The organism is Pseudomonas sp. MD330_10 (genome assembly GCF_042610415.1).
GTDB classification, from domain to species: domain Bacteria; phylum Pseudomonadota; class Gammaproteobacteria; order Pseudomonadales; family Pseudomonadaceae; genus Aquipseudomonas; species Aquipseudomonas rhodesiae.
In genome coordinates, this window is record NZ_JBHGZU010000005.1 from 84,899 (window position 1) to 108,950 (window position 24,052).

At 61.2% G+C, this 24,052-nt stretch carries 24 protein-coding genes; 11 read left to right on the top strand and 13 right to left on the bottom strand.

From position 1 onward, the window contains the following. Positions 1 to 6 precede the first annotated feature (6 nt). Complete coding sequence (locus ACFZPT_RS09790; protein WP_034095652.1) at positions 7 to 1,134, top strand: sensor histidine kinase KdpD; 1,128 nt, start codon at positions 7 to 9, stop codon at positions 1,132 to 1,134. A 21-nt stretch (positions 1,135 to 1,155) separates the two neighbouring features. Here ACFZPT_RS09790 and ACFZPT_RS09795 read toward each other — a convergent pair whose 3' ends face one another. Then, a complete protein-coding gene (locus ACFZPT_RS09795; RefSeq protein ID WP_034095651.1) occupies positions 1,156 to 2,094 on the bottom strand; it encodes a DnaJ C-terminal domain-containing protein in 939 nt (312 codons plus the stop codon). A gap of 239 nt (positions 2,095 to 2,333) precedes the next feature. Between ACFZPT_RS09795 and ACFZPT_RS09800 the strand changes: the two genes are divergently transcribed. After that, the gene (locus ACFZPT_RS09800; RefSeq protein WP_034095650.1) at positions 2,334 to 3,602 is read left to right on the top strand and encodes an Hsp70 family protein; all 1,269 of its coding nucleotides are present in this window, start codon (positions 2,334 to 2,336) and stop codon (positions 3,600 to 3,602) included. Positions 3,603 to 3,728: 126 nt separating this feature from the next. Here ACFZPT_RS09800 and ACFZPT_RS09805 read toward each other — a convergent pair whose 3' ends face one another. After that, positions 3,729 to 4,742: an AI-2E family transporter gene (locus ACFZPT_RS09805; protein WP_034095649.1), complete on the bottom strand. Its 1,014-nt coding sequence runs from the start codon at positions 4,740 to 4,742 to the stop codon at positions 3,729 to 3,731. 188 nt (positions 4,743 to 4,930) lie between these two features. Beyond that, positions 4,931 to 5,233 (bottom strand): PsiF family protein, encoded by a 303-nt coding sequence (locus ACFZPT_RS09810; RefSeq protein ID WP_034095648.1) that lies wholly within the window; start codon positions 5,231 to 5,233, stop codon positions 4,931 to 4,933. A 120-nt stretch (positions 5,234 to 5,353) separates the two neighbouring features. Between ACFZPT_RS09810 and ACFZPT_RS09815 the strand changes: the two genes are divergently transcribed. Further along, positions 5,354 to 6,232 (top strand): DMT family transporter, encoded by an 879-nt coding sequence (locus ACFZPT_RS09815; RefSeq protein ID WP_099313070.1) that lies wholly within the window; start codon positions 5,354 to 5,356, stop codon positions 6,230 to 6,232. On the opposite strand, the gene ACFZPT_RS09820 is transcribed toward ACFZPT_RS09815, so the two are convergent. Then, complete coding sequence (locus ACFZPT_RS09820; RefSeq protein ID WP_099313069.1) at positions 6,229 to 7,119, bottom strand: triacylglycerol lipase; 891 nt, start codon at positions 7,117 to 7,119, stop codon at positions 6,229 to 6,231. The two genes, ACFZPT_RS09815 and ACFZPT_RS09820, sit on opposite strands and share 4 nt — an antisense overlap. Before the next feature lie 175 nt (positions 7,120 to 7,294). On the opposite strand from ACFZPT_RS09820, the gene ACFZPT_RS09825 reads away from it, so the two are divergent. After that, a complete protein-coding gene (locus tag ACFZPT_RS09825; RefSeq protein WP_034095645.1) occupies positions 7,295 to 7,825 on the top strand; it encodes a bacterioferritin in 531 nt (176 codons plus the stop codon). 97 nt (positions 7,826 to 7,922) lie between these two features. Here ACFZPT_RS09825 and ACFZPT_RS09830 read toward each other — a convergent pair whose 3' ends face one another. Continuing rightward, positions 7,923 to 9,992, bottom strand: a complete 2,070-nt coding sequence (locus ACFZPT_RS09830) for an AsmA family protein (protein WP_379555253.1) — start codon at positions 9,990 to 9,992, stop codon at positions 7,923 to 7,925. 370 nt (positions 9,993 to 10,362) lie between these two features. Here ACFZPT_RS09830 and ACFZPT_RS09835 point away from each other — a divergent pair, with 370 nt between their 5' ends. Beyond that, positions 10,363 to 10,767, top strand: coding sequence for a hypothetical protein (locus ACFZPT_RS09835; RefSeq protein ID WP_099313068.1), 405 nt, complete (start codon positions 10,363 to 10,365; stop codon positions 10,765 to 10,767). Positions 10,768 to 10,919: 152 nt separating this feature from the next. After that, positions 10,920 to 11,552 (top strand): TetR family transcriptional regulator, encoded by a 633-nt coding sequence (locus tag ACFZPT_RS09840; protein WP_034095642.1) that lies wholly within the window; start codon positions 10,920 to 10,922, stop codon positions 11,550 to 11,552. A 5-nt stretch (positions 11,553 to 11,557) separates the two neighbouring features. On the opposite strand, the gene ACFZPT_RS09845 is transcribed toward ACFZPT_RS09840, so the two are convergent. Further along, a complete protein-coding gene (locus ACFZPT_RS09845; protein ID WP_099313093.1) occupies positions 11,558 to 12,064 on the bottom strand; it encodes a C40 family peptidase in 507 nt (168 codons plus the stop codon). Between the two features lie 277 nt (positions 12,065 to 12,341). On the opposite strand from ACFZPT_RS09845, the gene ureE reads away from it, so the two are divergent. The 5 genes from ureE to ACFZPT_RS09870 all read left to right on the top strand — a co-directional run bounded on the left by ureE (position 12,342) and on the right by ACFZPT_RS09870 (position 16,345). Beyond that, the gene (gene ureE, locus ACFZPT_RS09850; RefSeq protein WP_034111550.1) at positions 12,342 to 12,842 is read left to right on the top strand and encodes an urease accessory protein UreE; all 501 of its coding nucleotides are present in this window, start codon (positions 12,342 to 12,344) and stop codon (positions 12,840 to 12,842) included. Beyond that, positions 12,839 to 13,513: an urease accessory protein UreF gene (locus ACFZPT_RS09855; RefSeq protein WP_034111548.1), complete on the top strand. Its 675-nt coding sequence runs from the start codon at positions 12,839 to 12,841 to the stop codon at positions 13,511 to 13,513. The genes ureE and ACFZPT_RS09855 overlap by 4 nt, the downstream gene beginning before the upstream one ends. 39 nt (positions 13,514 to 13,552) lie before the next feature. Continuing rightward, a complete protein-coding gene (gene ureG, locus ACFZPT_RS09860; protein ID WP_034095639.1) occupies positions 13,553 to 14,167 on the top strand; it encodes an urease accessory protein UreG in 615 nt (204 codons plus the stop codon). A gap of 22 nt (positions 14,168 to 14,189) precedes the next feature. After that, entirely contained in the window at positions 14,190 to 14,762 is a 573-nt protein-coding gene (locus ACFZPT_RS09865; RefSeq protein WP_034095638.1) for a HupE/UreJ family protein, read from the top strand. Positions 14,763 to 15,226: 464 nt separating this feature from the next. Continuing rightward, positions 15,227 to 16,345, top strand: coding sequence for an AGE family epimerase/isomerase (locus ACFZPT_RS09870; RefSeq protein ID WP_099313067.1), 1,119 nt, complete (start codon positions 15,227 to 15,229; stop codon positions 16,343 to 16,345). On the opposite strand, the gene ACFZPT_RS09875 is transcribed toward ACFZPT_RS09870, so the two are convergent. The 7 genes from ACFZPT_RS09875 to ACFZPT_RS09905 all read right to left on the bottom strand — a co-directional run bounded on the left by ACFZPT_RS09875 (position 16,317) and on the right by ACFZPT_RS09905 (position 23,997). Beyond that, on the bottom strand, positions 16,317 to 17,222 hold the full coding sequence (locus ACFZPT_RS09875; RefSeq protein ID WP_099313066.1) for a cation diffusion facilitator family transporter: 906 nt from the start codon (positions 17,220 to 17,222) through the stop codon (positions 16,317 to 16,319). The two genes, ACFZPT_RS09870 and ACFZPT_RS09875, sit on opposite strands and share 29 nt — an antisense overlap. A 203-nt stretch (positions 17,223 to 17,425) precedes the next feature. Further along, complete coding sequence (locus ACFZPT_RS09880) at positions 17,426 to 18,190, bottom strand: SDR family oxidoreductase (RefSeq protein WP_034095635.1); 765 nt, start codon at positions 18,188 to 18,190, stop codon at positions 17,426 to 17,428. 706 nt (positions 18,191 to 18,896) lie between these two features. Then, positions 18,897 to 19,613: an ABC transporter ATP-binding protein gene (locus ACFZPT_RS09885; protein ID WP_034095634.1), complete on the bottom strand. Its 717-nt coding sequence runs from the start codon at positions 19,611 to 19,613 to the stop codon at positions 18,897 to 18,899. Then, positions 19,610 to 20,485 carry an ABC transporter ATP-binding protein gene (locus ACFZPT_RS09890; protein WP_034095633.1) on the bottom strand — a complete coding sequence of 292 codons (876 nt, stop codon included), beginning with the start codon at positions 20,483 to 20,485 and terminating at the stop codon, positions 19,610 to 19,612. The genes ACFZPT_RS09885 and ACFZPT_RS09890 overlap by 4 nt, the downstream gene beginning before the upstream one ends. Then, positions 20,482 to 21,759: a high-affinity branched-chain amino acid ABC transporter permease LivM gene (livM, locus tag ACFZPT_RS09895; protein ID WP_034095632.1), complete on the bottom strand. Its 1,278-nt coding sequence runs from the start codon at positions 21,757 to 21,759 to the stop codon at positions 20,482 to 20,484. The genes ACFZPT_RS09890 and livM overlap by 4 nt, the downstream gene beginning before the upstream one ends. Before the next feature lie 3 nt (positions 21,760 to 21,762). Then, the gene (locus ACFZPT_RS09900) at positions 21,763 to 22,677 is read right to left on the bottom strand and encodes a branched-chain amino acid ABC transporter permease (RefSeq protein WP_034095631.1); all 915 of its coding nucleotides are present in this window, start codon (positions 22,675 to 22,677) and stop codon (positions 21,763 to 21,765) included. A 183-nt stretch (positions 22,678 to 22,860) separates the two neighbouring features. Further along, positions 22,861 to 23,997: a branched-chain amino acid ABC transporter substrate-binding protein gene (locus ACFZPT_RS09905; RefSeq protein WP_034095630.1), complete on the bottom strand. Its 1,137-nt coding sequence runs from the start codon at positions 23,995 to 23,997 to the stop codon at positions 22,861 to 22,863. Positions 23,998 to 24,052 lie beyond the last annotated feature (55 nt).

Consider the following 24,052-nt stretch of genomic DNA (forward strand, 5'->3'; position numbering starts at 1 on the left):
CTGGCCATGCGTTTATCCGAATTCATCGTGTTACACGCCGAGCAGATCGTTGATGAATGGGAGCTGTTCGCCCAGACCCTGACACCCGCCGCCGACACCCTCAACCGCACACAATTGCGCGACCACGCCCATTCGATCCTGCTGGCCGCCGCCCGTGACATGAACACCCGCCAAAGCGCCAGCGAACAAGCCGCCAAGGCCAAGGGCGAAGGCCCGGAGAAAACCCCCAGCCTGGATCAAGCCGCCGCCAGCCATGGCGAGCTGCGCCATACCGTGGGCTTTGACCTGGTGCAGATGACCTCCGAGTTCCGCCATTTGCGCGCCTGCGTGATCCGCCTGTGGGTCGACAGTGTGCCGACCCCGCAACGGGCAGACCTGCAAGACATGATCCGCTTCAATGAAGCCATCGACGAAGCCCTGGCCGAGTCCACCGCGGCCTACGCCGAACAGGTGGCGCGCTCGCGGGACATCTTCCTGGCGATCCTCGGCCACGACCTGCGCGCGCCGTTGCAGGCAGTGAACATGTCGAGCGAGATGCTGTTGCGCAAGGCCCAGTTGGATAACCAGGGGTTGAGCCTGCTGGGCAATATCCGCAACGGCGCGCGCCACATGGGGGCGATGGTCAGCGACCTGCTGGAGTTCGTACGCAGCCGTTTGGGCAGCAGCCTGCCCATCGACCCCAAACCCATGAGCCTGGCGGACGCCGCGCGCGAGGCCATCGACGAGGCGTGCGCAGGTCGCCCGGAATGCAACCCGGCGCTGATCATCCACGGCGACACCCATGGCCAGTGGGACCGTGGCCGCGTCGACCAACTGCTGCAGAATCTGATCGGCAACGCCTTGCAGCACGGCACCCACAGCCAGGCGGTGACCTTGACGCTCAAAGGCACGGCGGACAGCGTGGAATTGCGCATGCACAACTACGGCCCGCCGATCCCCGAAGCCGCCCTGGGCACGGTGTTCGACCCATTGGTGCGCAGCGCCAACGAGGAACCGGGCAGCACGTCGACCAGCCTGGGGTTGGGTTTGTTTATCGTCAAGGAAGTGGTGCTGGCCCATCGGGGCAGCATTGAAGTGACGTCCAGCGAGGCGGACGGCACCACCTTTACCGTGGTGCTGCCGCGCTCGCTTTGACGGTCCCGCGCCGGGGCGGGTTTAGACGTTTTCGCGCGGGTTGAAGTTGGCCTTCTTGGCCAGCGCCTGCCACAGCGCGATGGTTTCGTCGTCGGCCTGCTTAGGCATCACTGCCTTGAGCTGCACGTAGAGGAACCCGCGCTGCCCAGCCTTGTTCATCAAGCCGTGACCCTTGACGCGCATGCGCTGACCGTTCTGGCTGCCGGCCGGCACTTTGAGGTTGATCCTGCCGGTCAAGGTCGGCACCGCGACTTCCGCGCCCAACGCCAATTCCCACGGTGCCAGCGGCAACTGGGTGATCAGGTTTTCGCCGTCCACTTCGAACTTGGGGTGCGGCGCGAACTTGATGATCAGGTACAGATCGCCATTGGGCCCTCCGGCCACGCCGGGCGCACCCTGCCCCTTGAGGCGGATACGCTCGCCGTCGGTGACGCCGGCGGGGATCTTCACGTTCAGGCTCTTGGTGGTGTTGCTGACATGCCGGCCCGAGGCGTCGTATTGCGGCACCTGGAAGCTGATCTGCTTGGACTCGGTGGACAGCGTCTCCTCAAGGAATACCGAGAGTTGCATCTCCACGTCCTGGCCCTTGCGCGCTGCGGAGCGGCGCTGGCCGCCGCCAAAGGCGTCGCCACGGGAGCCGAAGATCGAACTGAAGAAGTCCGAAAAATCGCCCGCGTCCTGGCCGCCACCAAAGCCGCCACGGCTCTGCCAGCCCGGTGGCCCCTGGAACGGCTGACCATGCTGGCCATACTTGCGCAGCTCGTCGTATTCGGCGCGCTTATCCGCGCTTTTGAGCGCTTCATAGGCTTCGGACGCGTCCTTGAACTTGGCTTCGGCGTCTTTTTCCTTGCTCACATCGGGGTGATATTTGCGAGCCAGCTTGCGATAGGCGGTCTTGATTTCCTTGTCATCGGCCGTCGGCTCGACACCCAGAATCTTGTAGTAGTCTTTGAAATCCATCGGCGGTTCACCATCCTCTCATCGGGATCGCACAGCCCAGGGCACAAGGTGCGATGCTTTGCACTTGTTGAGTCTTATGGCCTGGGGGTGCGTCAAAGTGTTATCGGCGCTAGCCGTATGCAACAGATGTGGGGGCAAATCGGCGACTTTCAAGCGTGATTTAACAGATAGTCGGCCTACGCATCGGCTCTGGACTGGCATACACTGCGCGGCCGTTTTTCGACCGGAACCCGATAGACATGAAAAACCCATCCCCAGCCCGTGCCTGCGGCATCGACTTCGGCACGTCCAACTCCACCGTCGGCTGGATCCGCCCCGGCGAGGAGACGCTTATTGCGCTGGAGGACGACAAAATCACCCTGCCGTCGGTGGTGTTCTTCAACTTCGAGGAGCGTCGCCCGGTCTACGGTCGCCTGGCCCTGCACGAATACCTGGAAAACTACGAAGGCCGGCTGATGCGCTCGCTCAAGAGCCTGCTGGGTTCCAAGCTGATCAAGCACGACACCAGCGTATTGGGCACAGCGATGCCGTTCACCGACCTGCTAGCGCTGTTTATCGGCCAGCTCAAAAGCCGCGCCGAAGCCAACGCCGGCCGCGAATTCGAAGAAGTGGTGCTGGGGCGCCCGGTGTTCTTTGTCGATGACGACCCGCTGGCCGACCAGGAAGCGGAAAACACACTGGTAGATGTGGCCCGCAAGATCGGTTTCAAAGACATCTCGTTCCAGTACGAACCGATTGCCGCAGCGTTCGACTACGAATCCACCATCGAAAAGGAAGAGCTGGTGCTGATCGTCGACATCGGCGGCGGTACGTCCGACTTCTCGCTGGTGCGCCTGTCACCGGAGCGTCGCCACAACGACAACCGCCACGATGACATCCTCGCCACCGGCGGCGTGCACATCGGCGGAACCGACTTCGACAAGCAACTCTCGTTGGCCGGCATGATGCCGCTGTTCGGCTACGGCAGCCGCATGAAGAGCGGCGCCTACATGCCCACCAGCCACCACATGAACCTGGCGACCTGGCACACCATCAACTCGGTGTACTCGCAAAAATCCCAGTTGGCCCTGGGCAGCATGCGCTACGACATCGAAGACACCGGCGGCATCGACCGCCTGTTCAAGCTGATCGAACAGCGCGCCGGGCACTGGCTGGCGATGGAAGTGGAAGAAACCAAGATCCAGCTGACCCACGACGACAATCGCCATGTGCCGCTCGACCGCATCGAGCGTGGCCTGAGCGTGGACCTGAGCCGCAGCTTGTTCGAGTCAGCCATCGACGGGCTGCTCGAACGTGTACGTGGCAGCGTGACTCAACTGCTCAACGATGCCTCGGTCAGCGTGGCGCAGGTAGACACCGTGTTCTTCACCGGCGGCTCCAGCGGCATCCCGGCACTGCGCCACAGCATCGCGGCGATGTTGCCGAATGCGCGGCATGTGGAAGGGAATATTTTCGGCAGTATCGGCAGCGGGTTGGCGATTGAGGCGAGTAAGCGCTACGGCTGCTGAATTTCACCTGGGATACCGAGGTGAGTTTATCGGGGGCAAGCCCCCCTCCCACATTTTGATTTGTGAACGCATTCAAAGGTGGGAGGGGGCTTGCCCCCGATGGCGTCAGCCCAGGCAAAACAAGCCTTAAACCATCCCCCCCAGCTTCAACTCACTCTTGAGGTACGCATAGTAAATCGGCCCCGCCACCACCCCCGGCAAACCGAATGCCGCTTCGAACACCAGCATCGCCAACAATAATTCCCACGACTTGGCACTGATCTGCCCGCCCACGATGCGGGCGTTGAGGAAGTACTCGACCTTGTGGATCACGATCAGATAGCCCAACGCAGCCACGGCGACCCAGATCGACAACGACAGCGCGACGATGGTGATCAGGGTGTTGGACATCAGGTTGCCAATCACCGGCAACAGGCCGAGCAGGAAGGTCAGCACGATCAGGGTCTTGGTCAGCGGCAGGTGGATGCCGCACAGCGGCAGCACCACGGCCAGGAACACGGCGGTGAAGGCGGTGTTGAGGGCGGCGATTTTGATTTGCGCGAAGACGATATTGCGAAACGCCTGGACCAGCAGGTGCAGGCGGTCGAACAGCGCCGCGGCCAGGGGCTTGCGCTTGGTCAGGTCGGGAATGCGTTGCAGGGCAATGATCGCGCCGAGCACCATGCCGATCAGCAGGGTGACGAACATGTGCGCCGCGTCTTTGCCCACCAGTTGCAGTTCGCTCAGGTGCTTGCTCAGCCAGTCGCCGATGGCCACGCGGAACTCGGCGGCGCTGGCGGGCAGGTAGGCGTCGAGGAAGGGCGGCAGTTGGCCGCGCGCACGGTCGACCACGCCCATGAACTTGTCGAGGGAAGCGCCAGGGTTTTCCGCTTCGTGGAGCAGGAAGCTAATAGCGCCGGCAAAGATCAGCGTCAGCACGCTGACGATCACGGTGCCCAGCAAGGCCACCGCCAGCCAGCGCGCGCGCCGGCCTTCGATCAGCCGTTGCAGTTGAGGGGTGAGCATGTTGACCAGCTCGTAGACCAACAGACCGGCCAGCAGGCTGGGTAGCAACTTGAGCGGCAATACCAGCAGCAATCCGCCAAAAATAATGATGTAGCTGGCCAGCAACAACATATGACGCTGAGAAAACGTTGGCATACAGCCTCAAAACGAACGGCGTTAAAGGATGGGCAGTCTGCCAGCCTTGAGAGAATCAAGCGAGTGCGATCAAGCGTGGGAAGGGGCTTGCCCCCGATTGCGGTGCATCAGTGGACGCAAGAGCTGACTGATACACCGTTATCGGGGGCAAGTCGATGAGTCGCCCTCACCCAAGAGGAGTCGCCTACTCAACTGCCCTTGAGGCAGCTACTCATAAAGGTCTTGCGCGCATCACCGGTCAGCGCCTTGGTTTTCGCCGACGCGTTGCAATCCTTCATTTTCTGCTGCTGCGGCGTCAGCGTCTTGGCATCGTTGGCGGCCGGGGCCGACAGGCAGGTTTTCATAAACGCCTTGCGCTCATCGCCCTTGAGCGTCTTGGTGGTGGCTTCGGCGTTGCAGGTGGTCATCTTGGTCTGCTGGGCGGTGGCGGCAAAGCCCTGGGCACACAGCAGCAGGCCCATCATCAACAACGGAATACGCAGCATCTTCATGGAGTTTTCTCCCGGTTACCATGCGGAGGGCACGGCCTGTGCAGAGTGTAGTCAATCCTTGTTACACCTTCCGGCGCTGAGAGAGGATAATCCCCGCTCATTCATCCATGCGGCGCTGTCATGCAATACGCTTATCCCCTGCTGGCCATCTTTATCTGGGCCGGCAACACCGTGGTCAACAAATTGGCCGTGGGTTCGATCTTCCCTGCCGAAATCGGTTTCTACCGCTGGCTGCTGGCGGCCCTGCTGTTTACCCCGTTCATGCTCAAACCGGTGATCGCTCATTGGCCGACCATCCGCCCCAACCTGGGCAAGGTCTGCATCCTCGGCGTACTAGGCATGGCGGTGTACCAGAGCCTGGCGTATTACGCCGCGTCGCTGACCAGCGCCACTAATATGGGCATCATTCTGTCGCTGATGCCGTTGATGGCATTGACCGCCGCCATTATCAGCCTCGGCCAGCGCCTGACCTTCGGCGCGCTCACGGGTGCGGTGCTGTCCTTTGCCGGGGTGGCGGTGGTGGTGTCGGCCGGCAGCCTCGGCGCCCTGCTGCAACATGGGGTCAACCTGGGCGACGCGATGATGCTGGTGGCCACCCTGGCCTACGCGGTCTACAGCACGCTGCTGAAAAAATGGCAGCTGCGCCTGCCGCCGTTGGTGTTGTTGTATTTGCAGATACTGGTGGCGGTGGTGGTGCTGTTGCCGCTGTACCTGTTCTCCGCAAAGGCCGGCCTGGGCTGGGAGAATATTCCGTTGGTGCTGTACGCCTGCGTGCTGGCGTCGATGCTCGCACCGCTGGCGTGGATGCATTCGGTCAAAACCCTCGGGCCGAGCCGCACCACGCTGTTTTTCAACCTGCTGCCGTTGATCACCGCACTCATTGCGGCGGCGGTGCTCAAGGAAGAACTGGCGTTGTATCACTTGGTGGGTGGGTTGCTGACCCTGGGCGGCGTGGTTCTGTCGGAACGCTGGACCACACCGGTGCGTCGATCCGCTTAAACCCCCTCCGCCTTCAAGCGTCGTGCGTGCTCGACAAACAGGCGGATCGGCTCGGCGCCCTTGCCCACCAGGCCCAGGGACTGATTGACGATGTCGAAGTGGTCCAGCGCATAGTCGTCGCCAATCACCACCCCCAGGTGCGAACTGCATCGCCCGACCATGCCATCGCACTGGCCTTTCTCCCGCACGAAACTGCGGGCGAACAGCCGGCAACTGCGGTGAGTGCCATCGAACAGGTTGCGTCCGCGGTCGGTCTTGCCTGGCTGCAAGGTGCCGGACCATGAGTAATAACGCACGCCGTTGACCTGCGCCGCGCCCTGGCCGCCCCAGGTGTCGGGCAGCCCCTGGGGGTATTGGCGATTGAACAGCGCCACACCGGCACTGGTCAGGGACTGGTGCGACGCCTGCAAGTCCGCCTTGAAGCGCGGGCCGCGATAGCCGGTTTCCAGCAGGCCCATTATCCAGGCCACCAGGTGCAACAACGCGCTCACCAGCCGCCCCTTGACGCTGTCGATGGGGTAATGGGTGTGGAAGTAGTCGGCCAGTTCCGAGCCGTGATTGGGCCCAGCCACCGACGTCACCGACGCCACCCACTCCGGCCGTTTGGCCGCTGCATAGCGTGCGGTGAGCGAGCCCTGGCTATGGCCGATCAGGTTGACCTTCTCTGCGCCGGTCTCGCGGCGGATGCGCTCGATCTGCACCAGCAATTGCTCGCCGCGCACCTCGTTGGAATCCAACGGCGCCACCTGCACCGCGAAGACTTGCGCCCCACCCGCGCGCAGGGCTGGGACGATGCCGTACCAATAGGGGAACAGCCCAATACGCACGAACCCCAGCATGCCGGGCACCAGTACCAACGGATAACGTGTGGCTAACGACTGCGGCATGAAGCGAACGTCCTCGAAAATACTTGGATGCCGTGCAGCCTAGCCCAACTGCAAGTCCGGCTGATGACGCCGGCGGCAAATCCGATAAAACTTTTTGCCTCGCCCAGCACTCACAACTTGGAGCGATCACGCCGACAGAGCGTGGCGTAACCCGGATTAGCCCCAGGAGATTGAGATGACTGAAGCAAACTTGACCGACGTTGCCACCCTGCGCAGCCGCGCCCGCCAGAACGTCGAAAACGGTGCCGTGACCGAGGGCTATGACGCTGACCGCGAAGAAATCATTCGCCTGCTCAACGCCTCCCTCGCCACTGAACTGGTGTGCGTGCTGCGCTACAAGCGCCACTACTTCATGGCCAGCGGCATCAAAGCCGCCGTCGCCGCGCAGGAATTCCTCGAACACGCCACCCAGGAAGCCGAACACGCCGACAAACTCGCCGAGCGCATCGTGCAATTGGGCGGTGAACCTGAGTTCAACCCCGACCTGCTGTCGAAGAACTCCCACGCGCAATACGTCGCGGGCAACACCCTCAAAGAAATGGTCTACGAAGACCTGGTGGCCGAGCGCATCGCCGTAGACAGCTATCGCGAGATCATCCAATACATCGGCGACAAAGACCCGACCACCCGCCGCATCTTCGAAGACATCCTGGCCCAGGAAGAAGAGCACGCGGACGACATGGCGGATATTCTCGAAAGCCTGTAAACCGCGACACAAACAAAAGGGGAGCTGATCAGTCAGCTCCCCTTTTGTTTGTGTGGGAGAGGGCCTGCCTGCTCCCACTTATTCAACGTGCGTCACGTCAACCCTTCACCGTCTTCGGCGCCTTGCCTTCCTTCATCTGCTGCAACAACGGCGCACACTGGTTCGGCGCGTCACCGCTCGGGGCCACTAGGGCGACCAGGCCGGCGGCGGGGCCGGCGATCACACCGAGGGCCACCATGCCTGCACCGCGCAGGGCCAGGGGAATGGCTTTAACGCCCGCGTTGGGCTTGATAAATGGGCCGTTGACGTACAGCGGCGAGCGCAGGGAGAACAGGCGAAAGCCTTTGGACTCAGGGGTGATGGTCAGGTCCAACTGCTCTGTGGCCATGTTGGCCGTGCCGTCGACATAGATGATCGCGTTCTCGGTGTCGAACACGAACAGCCGCGTGGTGGCCAGGCCGCTCTTGACGCCGAAGTCCGCCGCCGCGCAGTTGATCTTTACTTCCTTGTCGCCGAACAGGCGCCCCACCACGTAATTGCCCACGTTGAGGCCGGCGATTTCCATCAGGCCACGGCTGATGGCGCCGTCGTTGATCAGCATCTTTAGATCGCCGTTGGAGGTGCCCAGCAGCGCCGCGACGGAGTTGCCGCGCCCGGAAATATCCGCATCGCCGTTGAGTTCGCCGAAGCTGGTTTTCATCGGTTCGAAGCTGGGGAACAGTTGCTTGAGCTTGAAGTTGCGCGCGGTGAGCCGGGCGCGACCTTCCATGGGCGTGGTGCGGCCATTCAGGCGAATCTGCGCATCGAGCTTGCCGCCGGCCACGCCGAAACGCAGGGGTTCCAGGCTCAGTTCGCCATCGTTGAGCACCAGGTGCGTGTAGAGGTCGGTGAAAGGCAAGTCGGCGCTGTGCACGATGCGCTTACCGGTGAATTCCACATCGGCGTCCATGTCGCGCCAGCGCTCGGTGCGGAACTCTTCCACCGGCAGCACCTTGGTCGCCGGCTGCTTGCTGTCGCCGCCACGGGCCTTTTGCTTGGCATTGGAATCGGCGCCGATCAGGGGCGCGAGGTCGGTCATCAGCAACTGGTTGGACACCAGCGTACCGCTGAGTTTGGGCCTTGGCTGGCTGGCGACATAGGCCAGGTCGCCGTGGATATCACTGTTGCCGATCTTGCCGTTGAAGTTCTCGTAGCGAAACGACGCACCACTGGCGTCATGCAGCTTGGCGATCAGGTGACCGTCGGTGGCGTACGCCGGTGAATCGGGCAAGGTCACGCCGGTCAGCGGGTACAGGTTGCTCAAGCTGGTGCCGGCGAGCTTGAGGCGCAGGTCGAGGGCGCCAAGGTTAAGAGGGTCGGTCAGCGTGCCGGCCAGGGCGATGCTGGTGTCGGCGATCTTGACCTGAGCTTGCAGCGGAAACGGTTTGTTTGCGTCCTGCAGAGCCAACAGCCCGCCGATTTTGCCGGCACCGTCGAGCTTCTGGCCGTGGTACTGGCCTTTGACCTTGAGGGCGAACACGTAGTCCTGAGGAGCCGAGCCTTTTTCCAAGGCTTTTTTGGCATCGGCATCGCCGACGATTTCGCCGAAGGGAATGGGTTTGCCCAATAGGTCGATGATCACGTCGAGCTGGGTTTTGAGGGTTTGATCGTCAAGCGTCACATGGCCTTTGTCGAACCCGATGGCGCCAATGTCCACCGCCCAATTGGAGGGTTCGGCGTCGGGGTCTTTAGGGTCGAACGTGAAGGTCCAGTTGGCGCGGCCATCGGCCAGGCGCTGCAATTCGGCGCTCGGCTCAGTGAGGTCGATACGTGGGATAACCACCCGTTGCGCCAACAATGCCAGGGGCGAAATGCGCAGCTCCACTTTTTTGAGGGTGACCATCTGCGGCTTTTTCGACCAGTCGGGGTTGCCCAGGGTCAGGTCTTCGGCAATCACATGGGGCCACGGCACCCAGGCGCGCCAGCCGCCTTCGTCGGGCTCGCGCTGCCACTTCACGGCAAGGTTGCCATTGATGGCAAACGGGCGATGCAGCTCTTCGGACACTTTGGCATTGAGGGGCGGTTTGATGCGGTTCCAATCAAAAAACACTAGAAACAGCACTACCGCAGCGATTAACACGACGAAGCTGGCGCAGCTCCAAACCACGACTTTACGAGTGCGCGTCATTGCACAGAACTCCTGAATACGACCGGCTGGGTGACAGCCTTTAGAACAGCTTACAAGACTACGACTGGCAAACCGCCCACGGGTTTAACCCGATCGCGTTTTAAGGGCGAGAAGTCGCGCAAAAAACTGGTTTTCCTGACCGGATCGACAGTTTCCACCATCGATGGCGCACCAATGTTACCCGCCAGCGTGTCGAAAATACCCACCACGGTGCAAAACCGCGTGCTTGAGAGGTGCGATCTAGAGCCCTCGGCGAGAACAATCAATTCTGTTGATTATTACCATTGTGTTTATGAACTTTTATATCGACTTATCGAGAGTAGCATTAGCCACGTACCCACTTTATCGCCCTCCCAAGGAGCAACTGATCATGAAACGCCAAGTACTCGCTACCGTCCTGTTATCTGTCCTGGCTTCGAGCGCTTTCGCCCTGCCAGCTGCCGAACAAGCGATCCCACAAAATAAAGCCCAAGCCGTGCAGACCAGCCAAACCCTGGCACGCAGCGGTTCGCAAGAAGAAGAGAACCGCGACTACGCCAAAGGCGCTGTTGCTGAAAACGGCTTTAATCGCCTGCAAGAAAAAGGTTTGGTCGAAGGCGGCGCGGATCGTTTGATGGAGCGCAACGCAGTGGCCGAAGGTGGTTCCGACCGTGCCAACAAACGCACCTACACTGACGGTGTTGCCGAAGGTGGTGCTGATCGTCTGCTGGAACGCAATGCCGTTGCCGAAGGTGGTGCCGACCGCCTGGAAGAAATGCATCAAGCACAGAGCTGAGCCTGTGGTGGCCCAGAAAAAAGCCCGATCCGCCGATCGGGCTTTTGACTTTCTGCAGAACCTGTCTCGCCGCTGACCCCGCCAAGTTCGACGCCGATCAAGCGGTTTTGCTAGAGTGCGTCGCTGTACTTGTCCACAAAGCCCGCCCGCCCATGCTGCCCCGTGCCGAACAAAAGCAACAGACCCGCCTTGCCCTGATGGACGCTGCTCGTCATCTGATGGAGTGCGGCCGTGGGTTTGGCAGCTTGAGCCTGCGCGAAGTGGCCAAGACGGCCGGCATTGTTCCCACCGGTTTCTATCGACACTTTGCCGATATGGATCAACTGGGCCTGGTGCTGGTCAGCGAAGTCGGCCAGACCTTCCGCGCCACCATTCGCCTGGTGCGCCATAACGAATTCGTCATGGGCGGCATCATCGATGCCTCCGTACGCATCTTTCTCGATGTGGTGTCGGCCAATCGCTCGCAATTCCTGTTCCTGGCCCGCGAGCAATATGGCGGCTGCCTGGCCGTGCGTCAGGCCATCGCCGCACTGCGCGAAGACATTACCCGCGACCTGGCGGCCGACCTGACGCTAATGCCAAAGCTGCAACACCTGAATGCCGAAGGCTTGCATGTGATGGCCGACCTGATCGTCAAGAGCGTGTTCGCCACCCTGCCCGATATCATCGACCCTCCGGCCCAGGCTCTGCCGGCCCACCTCACGCCCCAGGCGAAGATCACTCAACAGCTGCGCTTTATCTTTATCGGCCTCAAGCACTGGCAAGGGCTGGGCAGCACCGAGTAGACCAATCAACCCGCCGCGTGGAAACGCTTGGCGGTGGTGTAGTGCTTGTTCCAATAACTGTTGCTCAACGAGTCGATGCGTACGTTCTTGCCGGTACGGGGCGAGTGAATGAATTTGCCCTCGCCAATGTAAAGCCCTACGTGACTGACTTGCCCGCGACCATTGCCCTTGAAAAACACCGCATCGCCGGGTTTGAGGGCGTTGCGCTGGATGGTGGCGGCCGTTGAACGGTGCATCGCCGCCGTGGTGCGCGGGATCTGGATATTGGCTTGGGTCTTGAACAGGTAGACCAGCAAGCTGCTGCAATCGAAGCCTTGCTCCACCGACATGCCGCCCCACTTATAAGGTGTGCCCAACAATTCATGGGCCCGGTCGATCACATTGGTAATCGAGGCAGACGGCAGGCTATGCAATGACGCGCCGAGGGTCGAACGCGGTTGATAGTTAGCTGAAGCCGAGGAAACGACAAACGACAATCCGATAAAAACCGAACATAAAAATGACTTAAACATGATGAACATCGCAGGGGATTAAACACGGCGCAAAGCCTAATCACCGGCCGTGTAGCGCGCTGAGCGCCGAATCCCGAGATGCCGTAGGAAAAATCCCAAAGCGCCCATGTCCGGGGCAAGCCCCTGGCATGCGCACCATCTTGAGGCACTTCCTGCGCGCAGCACTGCCCCATTCGGTGGCAGCCGCCTCCCCACCTACAGGTAATTCCTACGCTTTTGCGGGGTTGGCAAGGCCCTTGCTCTAGCTGGTTCATTGCCCCTAGCTGGAAGCTTTCTGATGCTGGTGATCCATCGCCGAATTGCCCCCCAAGCCCTCTGGGCCGCTGAGTTGCAGCTGAATTTCGAAGCCCGCAGCAAAAGCCGCCTGCGCTGTTTCAGTGCCGATGGTGAAGACGTCGGCCTGTTTCTGGAGCGCGGCCAGCCGCCGCTGCACGATGGCGAATGCCTACAAGCGGAAGACGGACGTGTCGTACGCGTCACTGCACGCCCTGAACAGCTGCTGCACGTCACCTGCAGCAGCGCTTATGAGCTGACCCGCGCCGCCTATCACCTGGGCAACCGCCATGTGGCGCTGCAGGTCGGGGATGGTTGGTTGCGCCTGCTCGACGATTACGTGCTCAAAGCCATGCTCGAACAACTGGGCGCCCACACCGAAACCATCGAGGCGCCCTTTCAACCGGAGCACGGTGCCTACGGCGGCGGCCATCACCACTCGCGCCATGGCGATGAAGACTTCAACTACCCGCCCAAGCTGCATCAGTTCGGCGTGCGTCTATGAACCCAGCTTGGGCGTTGCTGCGTCTGGCCAGCCCGCAATTGCCGATTGGCGGCTACAGCTATTCCCAGGGCCTGGAGATGGCCGTGGAGAACGGCCGCGTCTGCGATGCGGCCAGCGCCAGGCGCTGGATCGGCGACCAGTTGCTGCTCAACCTGGCGCGCTTCGAAGCGCCTTTGCTGCTCGCGCACTGCCGGGCGGCTGCCGCTCAGGACTGGGCGCGGCTGACGCAATTGTGCGAAGAACACCGCGCCAGCCGTGAGACTCGCGAGCTGTATCAAGAAAGTCGGCAGATGGGCTATTCCCTGCAACAACTGCTCAACGGATTGCCCGAATTGGACGCCGCCGCACGTCACTTTCTCGACCACCTCAGCGAACCGCACCTGGCCCTCGGCTGGGCGTTGGCCGCGCGCGCCTGGAGCATCAGCGCCGAAGACGCCCTCGCCGCGTGGCTGTGGAGCTGGCTGGAAAACCAATTGGCCGTGCTGATGAAAACCCTGCCCCTGGGCCAGCAAGCTGCCCAGCGCCTGACCAGCGAACTGCTGCCGCTGTTGCAACAAGCCCAGCAGGACGCCAGTCGCATCGACCCCGACCATTGCGGCAGCGCCGCGTTTGGCCTGTCCCTGGCGTGCATGGCCCACGAGCGCCAGTACAGCCGCCTGTTTCGTTCATAGGTTCTTTAGATTTTGGCGCCCTTTACTTCGGAGAAGCACATGCACACACAACCCTTGCGCGTCGGCATTGGCGGCCCGGTAGGCTCCGGCAAGACCGCTCTGACCCTGGCCCTATGCCTCGCCCTGCGCGATCGCTACAACCTGGCGGTGGTCACCAACGACATCTACACCCGCGAAGACGCCGATTTTCTGGTGCGCAACCAGGCTTTGGCGCCCGAGCGCATCATCGGCGTGGAAACCGGCGGCTGCCCGCACACAGCGATTCGTGAAGACGCCTCCATCAACCTCGAAGCGGTGGATCAACTCAACCGCCGCTTCCCCGGACTGGACCTGATCCTGGTGGAATCCGGTGGGGATAACTTGTCGGCGACCTTCAGCCCGGAACTGTCGGACCTGACCATCTACGTGATCGATGTGTCCGCCGGCGACAAGCTGCCGCGCAAAGGCGGCCCGGGCATCTGCAAATCCGACCTGTTGGTGATCAACAAGATCGACCTCGCCCCCTTGGTCGGCGCCTCGCTGGAACTGATGAACAGCGACACCCAGCGCATGCGCAACGGTAAACCCTTTGTGTTCAGCAACCAAAAAACCGGGGTCGGCCTGGACGACATCGTGGCCTTTATCGAACGCCAGGGTCTGCTGACCGCCGCCTGATCTCTCTTCAAGGAAGCTAGTTATGAGCCTCAACAAACTCTTTGCCACCGCTGCCCTGCTCCTCGTTCCGGCGCTGGCCTTCGCCCACCCCGGCCACGGCGATAACGGCCTGGTGGCCGGTATGAGCCACCCCTTGGGCGGCCTCGATCATTTGCTGGCCATGCTGGCGGTGGGCCTCTGGGCCGCCCAGCAGAAAGGCGCCGCGCGCTGGGCACTGCCGTGCACGTTTGTGGGCACGATGCTGATCGGCGGCCTGCTGGGTTTCGAAGGCCTGGCACTGCCGGCGCTGGAAAACGGGATTGCCGCCTCGGTGCTGGCCCTGGGCCTGGCCGTGGCGCTGGCGGTGCGGCCGCCGCTGTTGATGGCGATGGCCGCCACGGCGTTGTTTGCGCTGTTTCACGGTGTGGCCCATGGCCTGGAACTGCCGGAGATGTCCAGCCCTTGGGCATACGCCGCCGGTTTTGTCGGCGCGACGGCAGCACTGCACGCAGCCGGTTATGCACTGGTGCGCTTCCTGCCGGCGGCGGCGGCGCCATTGGTGCGAGTGGCCGGGGCGGCTTCGGCGGCGACTGGGGTCTGGTTGCTGGCGGGCTGATTTGCAGCGAGGCTAAAGGCCTCATCGGGGGCAAGCCCCCTCCCACATTTGGCTGCATTGCTATCACAAGGTGGGAGGGTTCTGGTTGCTGGCGGGCTGATTGGCAGCGCGGCTGAAGGCCTCATCGGGGGCAAGCCCCTTCCTACATTTGGCCGCTATCACAAGGTGGGAGGGGTCTGGTGGCTGGCGGGCTGATTGGCAGTGCGGCTAAAGGCCTCATCGGGGGCAAGCCCCCTCCCACATTTGGCTGCAGCGCTCTCAAACGGTGGGAGGGGTCTGGTGGCTGGCGGGCTGATTGGCCGCACGGCTGAAGGCCTCATCGGGGGCGAGCCCCTGCCCACATTTGACTGCAGCGCTATCAAAAGGTGGGAGGGGGCTTGCCCCCGATAGCTGTGCCACAGACACCACAGAACCCAAGCCTGCTACCATGCGCGCCTACACCTCTGCCGTGACGACGCCAGCCAATGCCCAGCGCTTCCCAACCCTCTTTGAACACCGTGCTCACCCACTTCCATGACCTGATCGTGCCGCTGTGGCAGGGCCCAGGCTGGAATGCCGAGCTGGCGTTGCCTTACGAGGCGCTGGACGCCGATCACCATCCTTTGCCGCCGCAACGCTACCGCGCCATGGCCTGCGCCCGGCAGTTGTATCTGTTCGCCAGCCTGATCGGCCAACCCGATGCCGAGTTTGCCCCAGCGCGGGCAGCGGCGTTGTTCCGCTCCTTGCAGCGGCACTTCCACGACGCCGAACACGGCGGCTGGTTCTACAGCATCGACCCCGCCGGCCAGCCGCTGGACATGCGCAAAGACCTCTACACCCACGCATTCATCATCTTCGCCTGTGCCCATTACTGGGCCAAGGTGCGCGAACCGTTGGTGGAATCGGTACTCAATGCGGCCCTGGAAGTCGTCGCGCAACGCTTCGCCACAAATGACGGCCTGTACGAAGCCGTACTGGAGCGCAACTGGTCGTCGCTCGATTCCGGCCCATTGCAGAACCCGTTGATGCATTTGGCCGAAGGCTTTCTGGCCACCCTCGCGGTGCGTGAGGACGCCACCGTGCAAGCCGCTCTGCTCAGCCTGGCAACCGCTATGCAACAGCGCTTCATCGACCGCCAGCACGGCGTGATGATGGAAAAACCGCTGGGTGCTGTGGATAACTGGTTTGAGCCCGGGCACCAGTTCGAATGGTTCTTTTTGCTGGAATCGTCGGATGTGCTGCGCGGTACGCCGTTGCACGCCTCACTGACGCGGGCGTTTGCCTATGCCGAACTCAAGGGTGTGGATAACGTGACCGGCGCGGTCAGCGGCATGCTTGCCCTCGATGGCAGCGTGCGCGACGGCACCCAACGCATTTGGGCCCAGGCCGAATACCTGCGCGCGCTGACCCTGCGCCCCAACAGCCAAGCGGTGTTGCAACGCCAATTGCTGGCGCTGCAGCAGCACTTCCTGCACGACAAAGGCTGGCACGAATGCCTGGATGCCAATGGCGCCGTGAGCCGAAGGGACATGCCGTCGACCACGCCGTATCACTTGGCCACCTGCTACCAGGGCCTTACGCAATCCACTTACGATCTGCGGTAAAGCTGATCGTCAACCAGCGCGCCGCATCCGGCGTGCCGAGCCCTGTGGATATATCTTCGCGCAATCCGTCGAGGGTCGCAACGTTATCCACCGGGTAATCCGCTGGCAACACCACATGGATTTCGATAAACCGAGCGCGTCCATGCTTCTGCACGTACGACACGTACTCTTCGAAACCATGTCTCGCCGTCGCGGCGTCCATAACCTCGCGCACCTTGTCGTCCAGATGATCCGGGGCAATCCCCAGCACGTCGCGCAACGCCGGGCGCAGGATCTTGAACGCCGGCGCCAGCATGCTCAGGGCCAGCAGGATCAGGATCATGGGGTCGACATACACCGCCCATTCGCCATAGCCCTGGGACTTGAGCAACAGCGCTGCCAGGAAGCTGATCAGCAGCCCCACCGACAGCATCGCGTCCACCAGCCAACTGATGTTATCGAACTGGATCAACGACGATTTCAGTGCGCGGTTGCGATAACGCACATAGAAGAAATAGCCGAACTCGACGACGGTAAACACCGCCGCGTAGATGATCACCAGGCCCAATTCGACCTCGCGCCCGCCATTGATAATGCCGAACACGCCGTTGAGGAATGCATAGATGGCGATCAGCAGCAGGAAACTGCCTTCGATCAACAGCACCATGGGTTCCAGGTGCCAGTAGCCAAATTGGAAACGCTCGTTGCTTTTCTTGGCGATCAGCTTGGCCGTGATCAGCATCAGCACCTTGATGGCGGTGGCGATCAGCGAGAAAAAGCCGTCGAACAGAATGGATTGGGCGCCGGATATCACACCCGTGACAATCCCGGCGATCGCGACTGCGAACATCAGAATCGTCGATTGTTTGAGCAGTGCCTGCTCACCTCGGTTACTCACATTGCCTCCCGTCAAAACCCTAAACCCGCACGATGCGGAGGGGTTTTCAGACAGAGAGTGTACCTTATGTCGTGTTTTGGCCGATTTGACGCCATCGGGGGCAAGCCCCCTCCCACAGTTGACCAGTGCACATCTTAGGTTTGTGAACACGGTCAAGTGTGGGAGGGGGCTTGCCCCCGATAGCAGCGACTAGGTCTAACGCCTTACTTGGCCCCCCGCTCAATCGCAAACCCAGCCCAGCTCTGGCTCACCGGCATCAACTCCAGGCGGTTGATATTGACGTGGGCCGGGGTGTTAAGCACCCAGAAAATAGTGTCGGCGATATCCTGCGGCTGAATCGGCTCGGCGCCGGCGTAGGTGGCGTCGTATCGCGCCTGGTCACCGCCAAAACGTACCAGGGAGAACTCGCTTTCGCACAGGCCCGGCTCGATGTTGGTCACGCGCACGCCGGTGCCTTGCAGGTCGCAGCGCAGGTTCAGGGAGAACTGTTTGACGAACGCCTTGGAGCCGCCGTACACATGGCTGCCCGGGTATGGGTAGCTGCCGGCGATGGAGCCCAGGTTGATGATGCCCGCGCCCCGGCCATGGGCGATCAAACGTGGCAGCAGCAGATGAGTGGTGGTCAGCAGGCCTTTGATATTGGTATCGACCATGGTTTCCCAGTCGTCCAGGTTGCACTTGGGCGCGGGGTCGGTGCCCACCGCCAGGCCGGCGTTGTTGATCAAGCCGCGCAGGGTGGCAAACGACGGCGGCAGGTTAGCGATCGCGTCTTCCATGCCCTTGCGGTCACGCACGTCCACTACCAGGCCGTGCACTTCGGTCTGCTTGGAAAGTTCTTCCACCAGCGCATTCAAACGCTCGGCACGCCGGCCGGTGAGCACCAGTTTCCAGCCAGCCTGGGCGAAGCGACGAGCGCAGGCTTCGCCGAAACCTGAAGTGGCGCCAGTAATAAACAGCGTGTCGGACATGGTGTTCTCCTTGCGAGCGACGGGAAAAAATCAGCCAGCAGAATGCCCGTCCACCGCCGTTGCGGCAACCGCTAAGCGCAAGCACTGCGGCATGACTGGTTATTTTATGATCACTCGGCTCAAACCCTTGTACTGCGTAGCCTGTAGCCATATGCACGCAGGTTATCCACAGCTGCGCCCACAGTCTTTGGGGGCAAGTTCAAACCGGCCAAACCCGCTGTATACAAGGGCTGCGGGCTGTTTCGGAAAGTATTTTGCTTGACCTTCAGCGAGGCCTATGTAGGCCCGACACACGCTGAAAAATCCGCGCGATGGCTCCAGGCCAGTTATTTCGGCCTCTGCGGAGGTCTTTCCAGAGTTTAATCACAGACTTATCCACAGGCTTAACGGACATAATTCGGTCATATACCTGTGTCTTTAAACAGGTTGACAAACCCCTCGAACGCTCACGAAAAAACCACTGCTCAAAAAACAACCGCCAGGCTACAGGCCGCGGAAACAGAGGCTTTCAGCCAGCTACTCCCACGTTACCCACAGCCGGTTCCACAGTGGATGGGGACAAGTCAAAACTGTGACAAAACAGCGATTTGCGGCGGCTATATGTCGCGCTTTGGAGGGAGGCTGGATTTGTTTTCCACAATTTGGATCAGCCTTGTGGATCACTCAAAACAAATGCGGGGAGGAGCTTGCCCCCTCCCCCACGTCCTCAGTGCCCGCCGAGATAGGCGTTGCGCACTTCCTCGTTCACCAACAGCTCCTTGCCGGTGCCGGTCAGGCGAATCTCACCGTTGACCATCACATAGGCGCGGTCCGACAGACGCAACGCGTGGTTGGCATTCTGTTCCACCAGGAAGATTGTCATCCCGGTCGCCGCCAATTCGCGCAGGGTGGAAAAGATCTGCTTCACCACAATCGGCGCCAGCCCCAGGCTCGGTTCATCCAGCAGCAACAACTTGGGCCGGCTCATCAACGCACGGGCGATGGCGAGCATTTGCTGCTCGCCGCCGGACATGGTCATGGCGCGCTGGTTACGCCGCTCCTTGAGGCGCGGGAACAGCTCGAACATGCGCTGCATGTCTTCGCTGGCGAACTTGTCACCGATCGGGATGGTGCCCATCAGCAGGTTTTCCTCGACGGTCATGTCGGGGAACACCCGCCGCCCTTCCGGCGACTGCGCGATGCCGTTGGAGGCGATGTAGTGGGACGACTTGTGGGTAATGTCGACGCCGTTGTAGAGGATCTGCCCGGACTCGGCCCGAGGCTGGCCGAAGATCGACATCAACAGTGTGGACTTACCCGCACCGTTGGAGCCGATCAGGCTGACGGTTTCGCCTTCGTTGATGTGCAGCGAGACTTTTTTCAGGGCCTGGATCGGGCCGTAGAACACGTCCAATTCCTTCATTTCGAGGATAGGTGCACTCATACCAGCTCCTCTTCGTCAGCGCCCAGGTAAGCAGCGATCACTTTCGGGTCGTTGCGGATCGCATCCGGCCCGCCTTCGGCGATCACGTTGCCGTGGTCCAGCACCACGATGTGGTCGGAAATATTCATCACCATGCCCATGTCGTGTTCGATCAGCACCACCGTCAGGTCGTGTTCGTCGCGTAACAGGCGAATCATCGCGCTCAGAGCTTCGGTTTCCTGAGGGTTGAGGCCCGCCGCCGGCTCGTCCAGGCAGATGATCTGCGGCCGGGTGCACATGGCCCGGGCGATTTCCAGGCGCCGCTGCTGGCCGTAGGAAAGCTCGCCGGCCAGACGGTTGGCGCAGTCCACCAGGTCCACCACTTCCAACCAGTAGAACGCATGGTCGAGGGCATCGCTCTCGGCCTTACGGTAGCCCTTGGTGTTAAGGATGCCCGCCAACATATTGCGGTTGACCCACATGTGCTGGGCCACCAGCAGGTTTTCCACCACGGACATTTCCTTGAACAGGCGAATGTTCTGGAACGTACGCGCCAGCCCCGCCCGGTTCACCAGGTGGGTGCCGCCGAACATCTTGTAGTAGACGCGGCTGAGGAAGCTTTTCGGCGATACAAAATCGGTGGCCTGGAAGCGCTCGCCCAGCAGTTGGATCACATTGGTCTGCTTGCCCCGCACGTTGAGCTCGATCTTGCCGCCACTGGCTTTGTAGAAACCGGTGAGGCAGTTGAACACCGTGGTCTTGCCGGCGCCATTCGGGCCGATCAGGGCGAAGATCGAGTTGCGTTCGACCTTGAGGCTCACATCGCTCAAGGCCTTGATGCCACCGAAGTGCATCATCAGGTGTTCCACGCAAAGCACAACTTCCTTGCTCATGGCGCCACTCCTTTACGTGGTGTCACGCCGGTACGGCTGATGCGGATCAAACCGCGCGGTCGCCAGATCATCATCACCACCATCAACACCCCGAACAGCAATACACGGTACTCGGAGAAACTGCGCAGCAGTTCCGGCGCCACGGTCAACACGAACGCCGCGATCACCACGCCCACCGTCGAGCCCATACCGCCCAACACCACAATGGCCAGGATCAGTGCCGACTCGAAGAAGGTGAACGACGACGGGTTGACGAACCCCTGATAGCTGGCAAAGAACACCCCGGCCAAACCTGCCGTCGAGGCGCCAATGGTGAACGCCGAGAGCTTGACCAGTACGTGGTTCAGGCCCATGGAGCGGCAAGCAATCTCATCTTCGCGCAGGGCTTCCCAGGCGCGGCCCACCGGCATGCGCGTGAGGCGGTGCTTGATGTACAGCACAGCCAGCACCACCAAAAACAGCACGATGTAGATGAACATGAACTTGATGTTGGGGTTGTAATCGATGCCGAAGAACTCGTGGAACGGTACCCCGCCCTCCTTCGCTCTGCGCCCGAACTCCAGACCCAGAAAGGTCGGCGAAGGCACGGGCATGCCGTTCGGGCCGCCGGTGAACGACAGCCAGTTATTGAGCACCAGCCGGATGATTTCACCGAAGCCCAGGGTCACGATGGCCAGGTAGTCGCCGTGCATGCGCAACACCGGGAAGCCGAGGATACACCCCGCCAACGCCGCAGCGACGGCCGCCAATGGCAGCACCGACCAGAAGCCCAGGCCCAGGTATTGGTAACCCAGCGCCAGACCGTAGGCCCCGATGGCGTAGAACGCCACATAACCCAGATCGAGCAGCCCGGCCAGGCCAACCACGATGTTCAGGCCCAAGCCCAGTAACACGTAGATCAGCCCGAGGATCACCACGGTCAACAAGTACTTGTTGGCAAAGATCGGGAACACGATGGCGATCACGATCAACGCCGGAATGATCCAGCGCAGCCGCGATTTGTAGTCCGGTGCCAGCACATGCACGCCGGAGCCACTGCTTTCGAAGCCCTGCAGGATCTTCACGCCCTTGGGGGTTTGCAGGAACAGGCTCATGGCAAAGCGGCCGACCATCACAATGGCGACCAGCAAGCCCACACGGGCGGGTTCCAGGTTGAAGCTGTAGCCGTCGAGGACCACGCCGACGATCGGACCGAACACGATCAGCGAAATCAGCCCGGCAAGGACCGTATCGACGACACTTTTCTTGATATCGATGGGTTTGGCAGCAGACATGTTTTACACCTTAGCCACGAGCGGACGACCCAGCAGGCCCTGAGGACGGAAAATCAGAATCACCACCAGCAGGGAGAAACTGAACACGTCTTTGTAGTCAGAGTTGATCAACCCCGAGAACAGCGATTCGGAGATCCCGAGGATGATCCCGCCGAGCATCGCCCCAGGTAGGGAGCCGATGCCGCCGAGTACCGCTGCGGTAAACGCCTTGATGCCGATGATGAAGCCGGCATAGAAGTCGAACGTGCCGTAGTTGAGGGTGATCAATACGCCGGCCAGGGCCGCCATGGCGGCACCGATCACAAACACGTAGGAGATCACGCGGTCGGTGTTGATCCCCAGGATCGAGGCCATTTTGCGGTCTTGCTGAGTGGCGCGGCACATGCGGCCGAGCTTGGTGTACTTGATGACGTAGGTGAGCAATGCCATGCCGGCGAAGGCCGCCAGCAGGATGAACACCTTGGTGTAGGTGAGCTGCACGAAGCCGGTGCCGATATCCACACGCCATGCGCCGGCGAGCAGCGTCGGCACGCCTTGCTGCTTGGCGCCCTGGGCGATCTGTGCGTAGTTCTGCAGGATCAATGAGATGCCGATGGCACTGATCAGCGGCGCCAGTCGGGTGGAGTTGCGCAGCGGTTTATAGGCGACACGTTCGATGACCCACCCGTAAACGCCAGTGACGACCACGGTAAAGATCAAGGTGCCGAGAATGAGCAGCGGGAAGGATTCGATGCCGAAGTAAGCCAGCAGTGCCAGACTGATCGCCGCGAGGTAAGCGGAAATCATATAAACCTCGCCGTGGGCGAAGTTGATCATGCCAATGATGCCATAGACCATTGTGTAGCCGATGGCGATCAGGCCATAGACCGACCCGAGGGTCAGGCCGTTGACCAGTTGCTGCAGGAAAATACCATCCATAACGCAATCTCACGCGGTGAGCACCTGCACACCCGGAGGTGCGCGGCGCTTCTGGAGGAAAAGTCAGATCTCAATCACAACGCAGTCCCAATGTTGGAGGGGGCTTGCCCCCGATGTGGTGGGTCAGCTAGACAACCGTTGACTGACACACCGCTATCGGGGGCAAGCCCCCTCTCACATGGATTACTTCTGCTTTTCCAACTGATGGTATTTGCCGTCTTTATCCCACTGGTAAACCACGTAGTCGGAGACTTTCAGGTCGCCTTTGGCATCCCAGTTCTTCTCGCCCATCACGGTTTTGACCGGGTGGGCCTTGAGCCACTTGGCCGCGTCTTCGCCTTTGTTGGATTTGGCGCCATTGAAGCCGGCGGCCAGGGCCTGGAGCGAGGCATAGGCATACAGGGTGTAGCCTTCCGGCTCGTAGCCCGCTTTGCGGAACTCTTCCACCACGGCCTTGCTGTCCGGCAGCAGACGCGGGTCGGCACCGAAGGTCATGTACACGCCGTCGACGTATTGCGCGCCACCGGCAGTGGCCACCAGCTCGTCGGTGACGATACCGTCATCGGACATGAACTTGACGTCCTTGAGACCCTGCTCACGCAACTGGCGCACCAGCGGGCCGGCTTCCGGGTGCAGGCCGCCGAAGTACACGACGTCGGCACCGGTGGAACGGATCTTGGTGACCAGGGCGCTGAAGTCTTTCTCGCCGCGGGTCAGGCCTTCTTCCAGCACCGGCTTGACGCCACGCTTGGTCAACTGCGCCGAGGTGGCGTCGGCCAGACCTTTACCGTAGGTGTCCTTGTCGTTGATCACCGCGACTTTCTTGCCCTTGAGCACATCAACGATGTAGTCGCCGGCCACGATGCCTTGCTGGTCGTCACGCCCGCACATACGGAACATGGCGCCCAAGCCGCGCTCGGTCACTTGGGGGTTGGTGGAGCCTGGGGTGATTGCGATCACGCCGGCCTCGTCGTACACCTCGGACGCGGGGATGGTGTTCGACGAGCAGAAGTGCCCGACCACGCCAATCACTTTGTCCTGGTCCACCAGGCGGTTGGCCACGGCCACGGCTTGCTTGGGTTCGCATGCGTCGTCACCGGCTACCAGCACGATTTTCTCGCCGTTGATACCGCCAGTCTTGTTCAGGGCGTCGGCCGCTGCCTGGGCACCCTTCATATACTGCTCACCGAACGACGCGTTGGCGCCGGTCATCGGCCCCGCTACGCCGATCTTCACATCAGCTTGAACAAACGTAGAAACACCCAGCGCCGCTGCAACGGCGAGAGCAAGAAAGCCTTTCTTGTAAAACGTCTGGGACATGAGTGGTGCTCCGATATTTTTGATTATTGGCACGACAACTTGCATTCAAACCTTT

Excerpts from the sequence above, each read along its gene's own strand:
- ACFZPT_RS09825 (WP_034095645.1), top strand. The coding sequence starts at position 7,295 with ATGACTGAAGCAAACTTGACCGACGTTGCCACCCTGCGCAGCCGCGCC.
- ACFZPT_RS09855 (WP_034111548.1), top strand. The coding sequence starts at position 12,839 with ATGAACCCAGCTTGGGCGTTGCTGCGTCTGGCCAGCCCGCAATTGCCG.
- ACFZPT_RS09900 (WP_034095631.1), bottom strand. The coding sequence starts at position 22,677 with ATGGATGGTATTTTCCTGCAGCAACTGGTCAACGGCCTGACCCTCGGG.
- ACFZPT_RS09845 (WP_099313093.1), bottom strand. The coding sequence starts at position 12,064 with ATGTTTAAGTCATTTTTATGTTCGGTTTTTATCGGATTGTCGTTTGTC.
- ACFZPT_RS09790 (WP_034095652.1), top strand. The coding sequence starts at position 7 with ATGCGTTTATCCGAATTCATCGTGTTACACGCCGAGCAGATCGTTGAT.
- ACFZPT_RS09870 (WP_099313067.1), top strand. The coding sequence starts at position 15,227 with ATGCCCAGCGCTTCCCAACCCTCTTTGAACACCGTGCTCACCCACTTC.
- ACFZPT_RS09800 (WP_034095650.1), top strand. The coding sequence starts at position 2,334 with ATGAAAAACCCATCCCCAGCCCGTGCCTGCGGCATCGACTTCGGCACG.
- ACFZPT_RS09810 (WP_034095648.1), bottom strand. The coding sequence starts at position 5,233 with ATGAAGATGCTGCGTATTCCGTTGTTGATGATGGGCCTGCTGCTGTGT.
- ACFZPT_RS09880 (WP_034095635.1), bottom strand. The coding sequence starts at position 18,190 with ATGTCCGACACGCTGTTTATTACTGGCGCCACTTCAGGTTTCGGCGAA.
- ACFZPT_RS09885 (WP_034095634.1), bottom strand. The coding sequence starts at position 19,613 with ATGAGTGCACCTATCCTCGAAATGAAGGAATTGGACGTGTTCTACGGC.
- ureG (WP_034095639.1), top strand. The coding sequence starts at position 13,553 with ATGCACACACAACCCTTGCGCGTCGGCATTGGCGGCCCGGTAGGCTCC.
- ureE (WP_034111550.1), top strand. The coding sequence starts at position 12,342 with ATGCTGGTGATCCATCGCCGAATTGCCCCCCAAGCCCTCTGGGCCGCT.
- ACFZPT_RS09835 (WP_099313068.1), top strand. The coding sequence starts at position 10,363 with ATGAAACGCCAAGTACTCGCTACCGTCCTGTTATCTGTCCTGGCTTCG.
- ACFZPT_RS09830 (WP_379555253.1), bottom strand. The coding sequence starts at position 9,992 with ATGACGCGCACTCGTAAAGTCGTGGTTTGGAGCTGCGCCAGCTTCGTC.
- ACFZPT_RS09795 (WP_034095651.1), bottom strand. The coding sequence starts at position 2,094 with ATGGATTTCAAAGACTACTACAAGATTCTGGGTGTCGAGCCGACGGCC.
- ACFZPT_RS09820 (WP_099313069.1), bottom strand. The coding sequence starts at position 7,119 with ATGCCGCAGTCGTTAGCCACACGTTATCCGTTGGTACTGGTGCCCGGC.
- ACFZPT_RS09905 (WP_034095630.1), bottom strand. The coding sequence starts at position 23,997 with ATGTCCCAGACGTTTTACAAGAAAGGCTTTCTTGCTCTCGCCGTTGCA.
- ACFZPT_RS09815 (WP_099313070.1), top strand. The coding sequence starts at position 5,354 with ATGCAATACGCTTATCCCCTGCTGGCCATCTTTATCTGGGCCGGCAAC.
- ACFZPT_RS09865 (WP_034095638.1), top strand. The coding sequence starts at position 14,190 with ATGAGCCTCAACAAACTCTTTGCCACCGCTGCCCTGCTCCTCGTTCCG.
- ACFZPT_RS09890 (WP_034095633.1), bottom strand. The coding sequence starts at position 20,485 with ATGAGCAAGGAAGTTGTGCTTTGCGTGGAACACCTGATGATGCACTTC.
- ACFZPT_RS09805 (WP_034095649.1), bottom strand. The coding sequence starts at position 4,742 with ATGCCAACGTTTTCTCAGCGTCATATGTTGTTGCTGGCCAGCTACATC.
- ACFZPT_RS09840 (WP_034095642.1), top strand. The coding sequence starts at position 10,920 with ATGCTGCCCCGTGCCGAACAAAAGCAACAGACCCGCCTTGCCCTGATG.
- livM (WP_034095632.1), bottom strand. The coding sequence starts at position 21,759 with ATGTCTGCTGCCAAACCCATCGATATCAAGAAAAGTGTCGTCGATACG.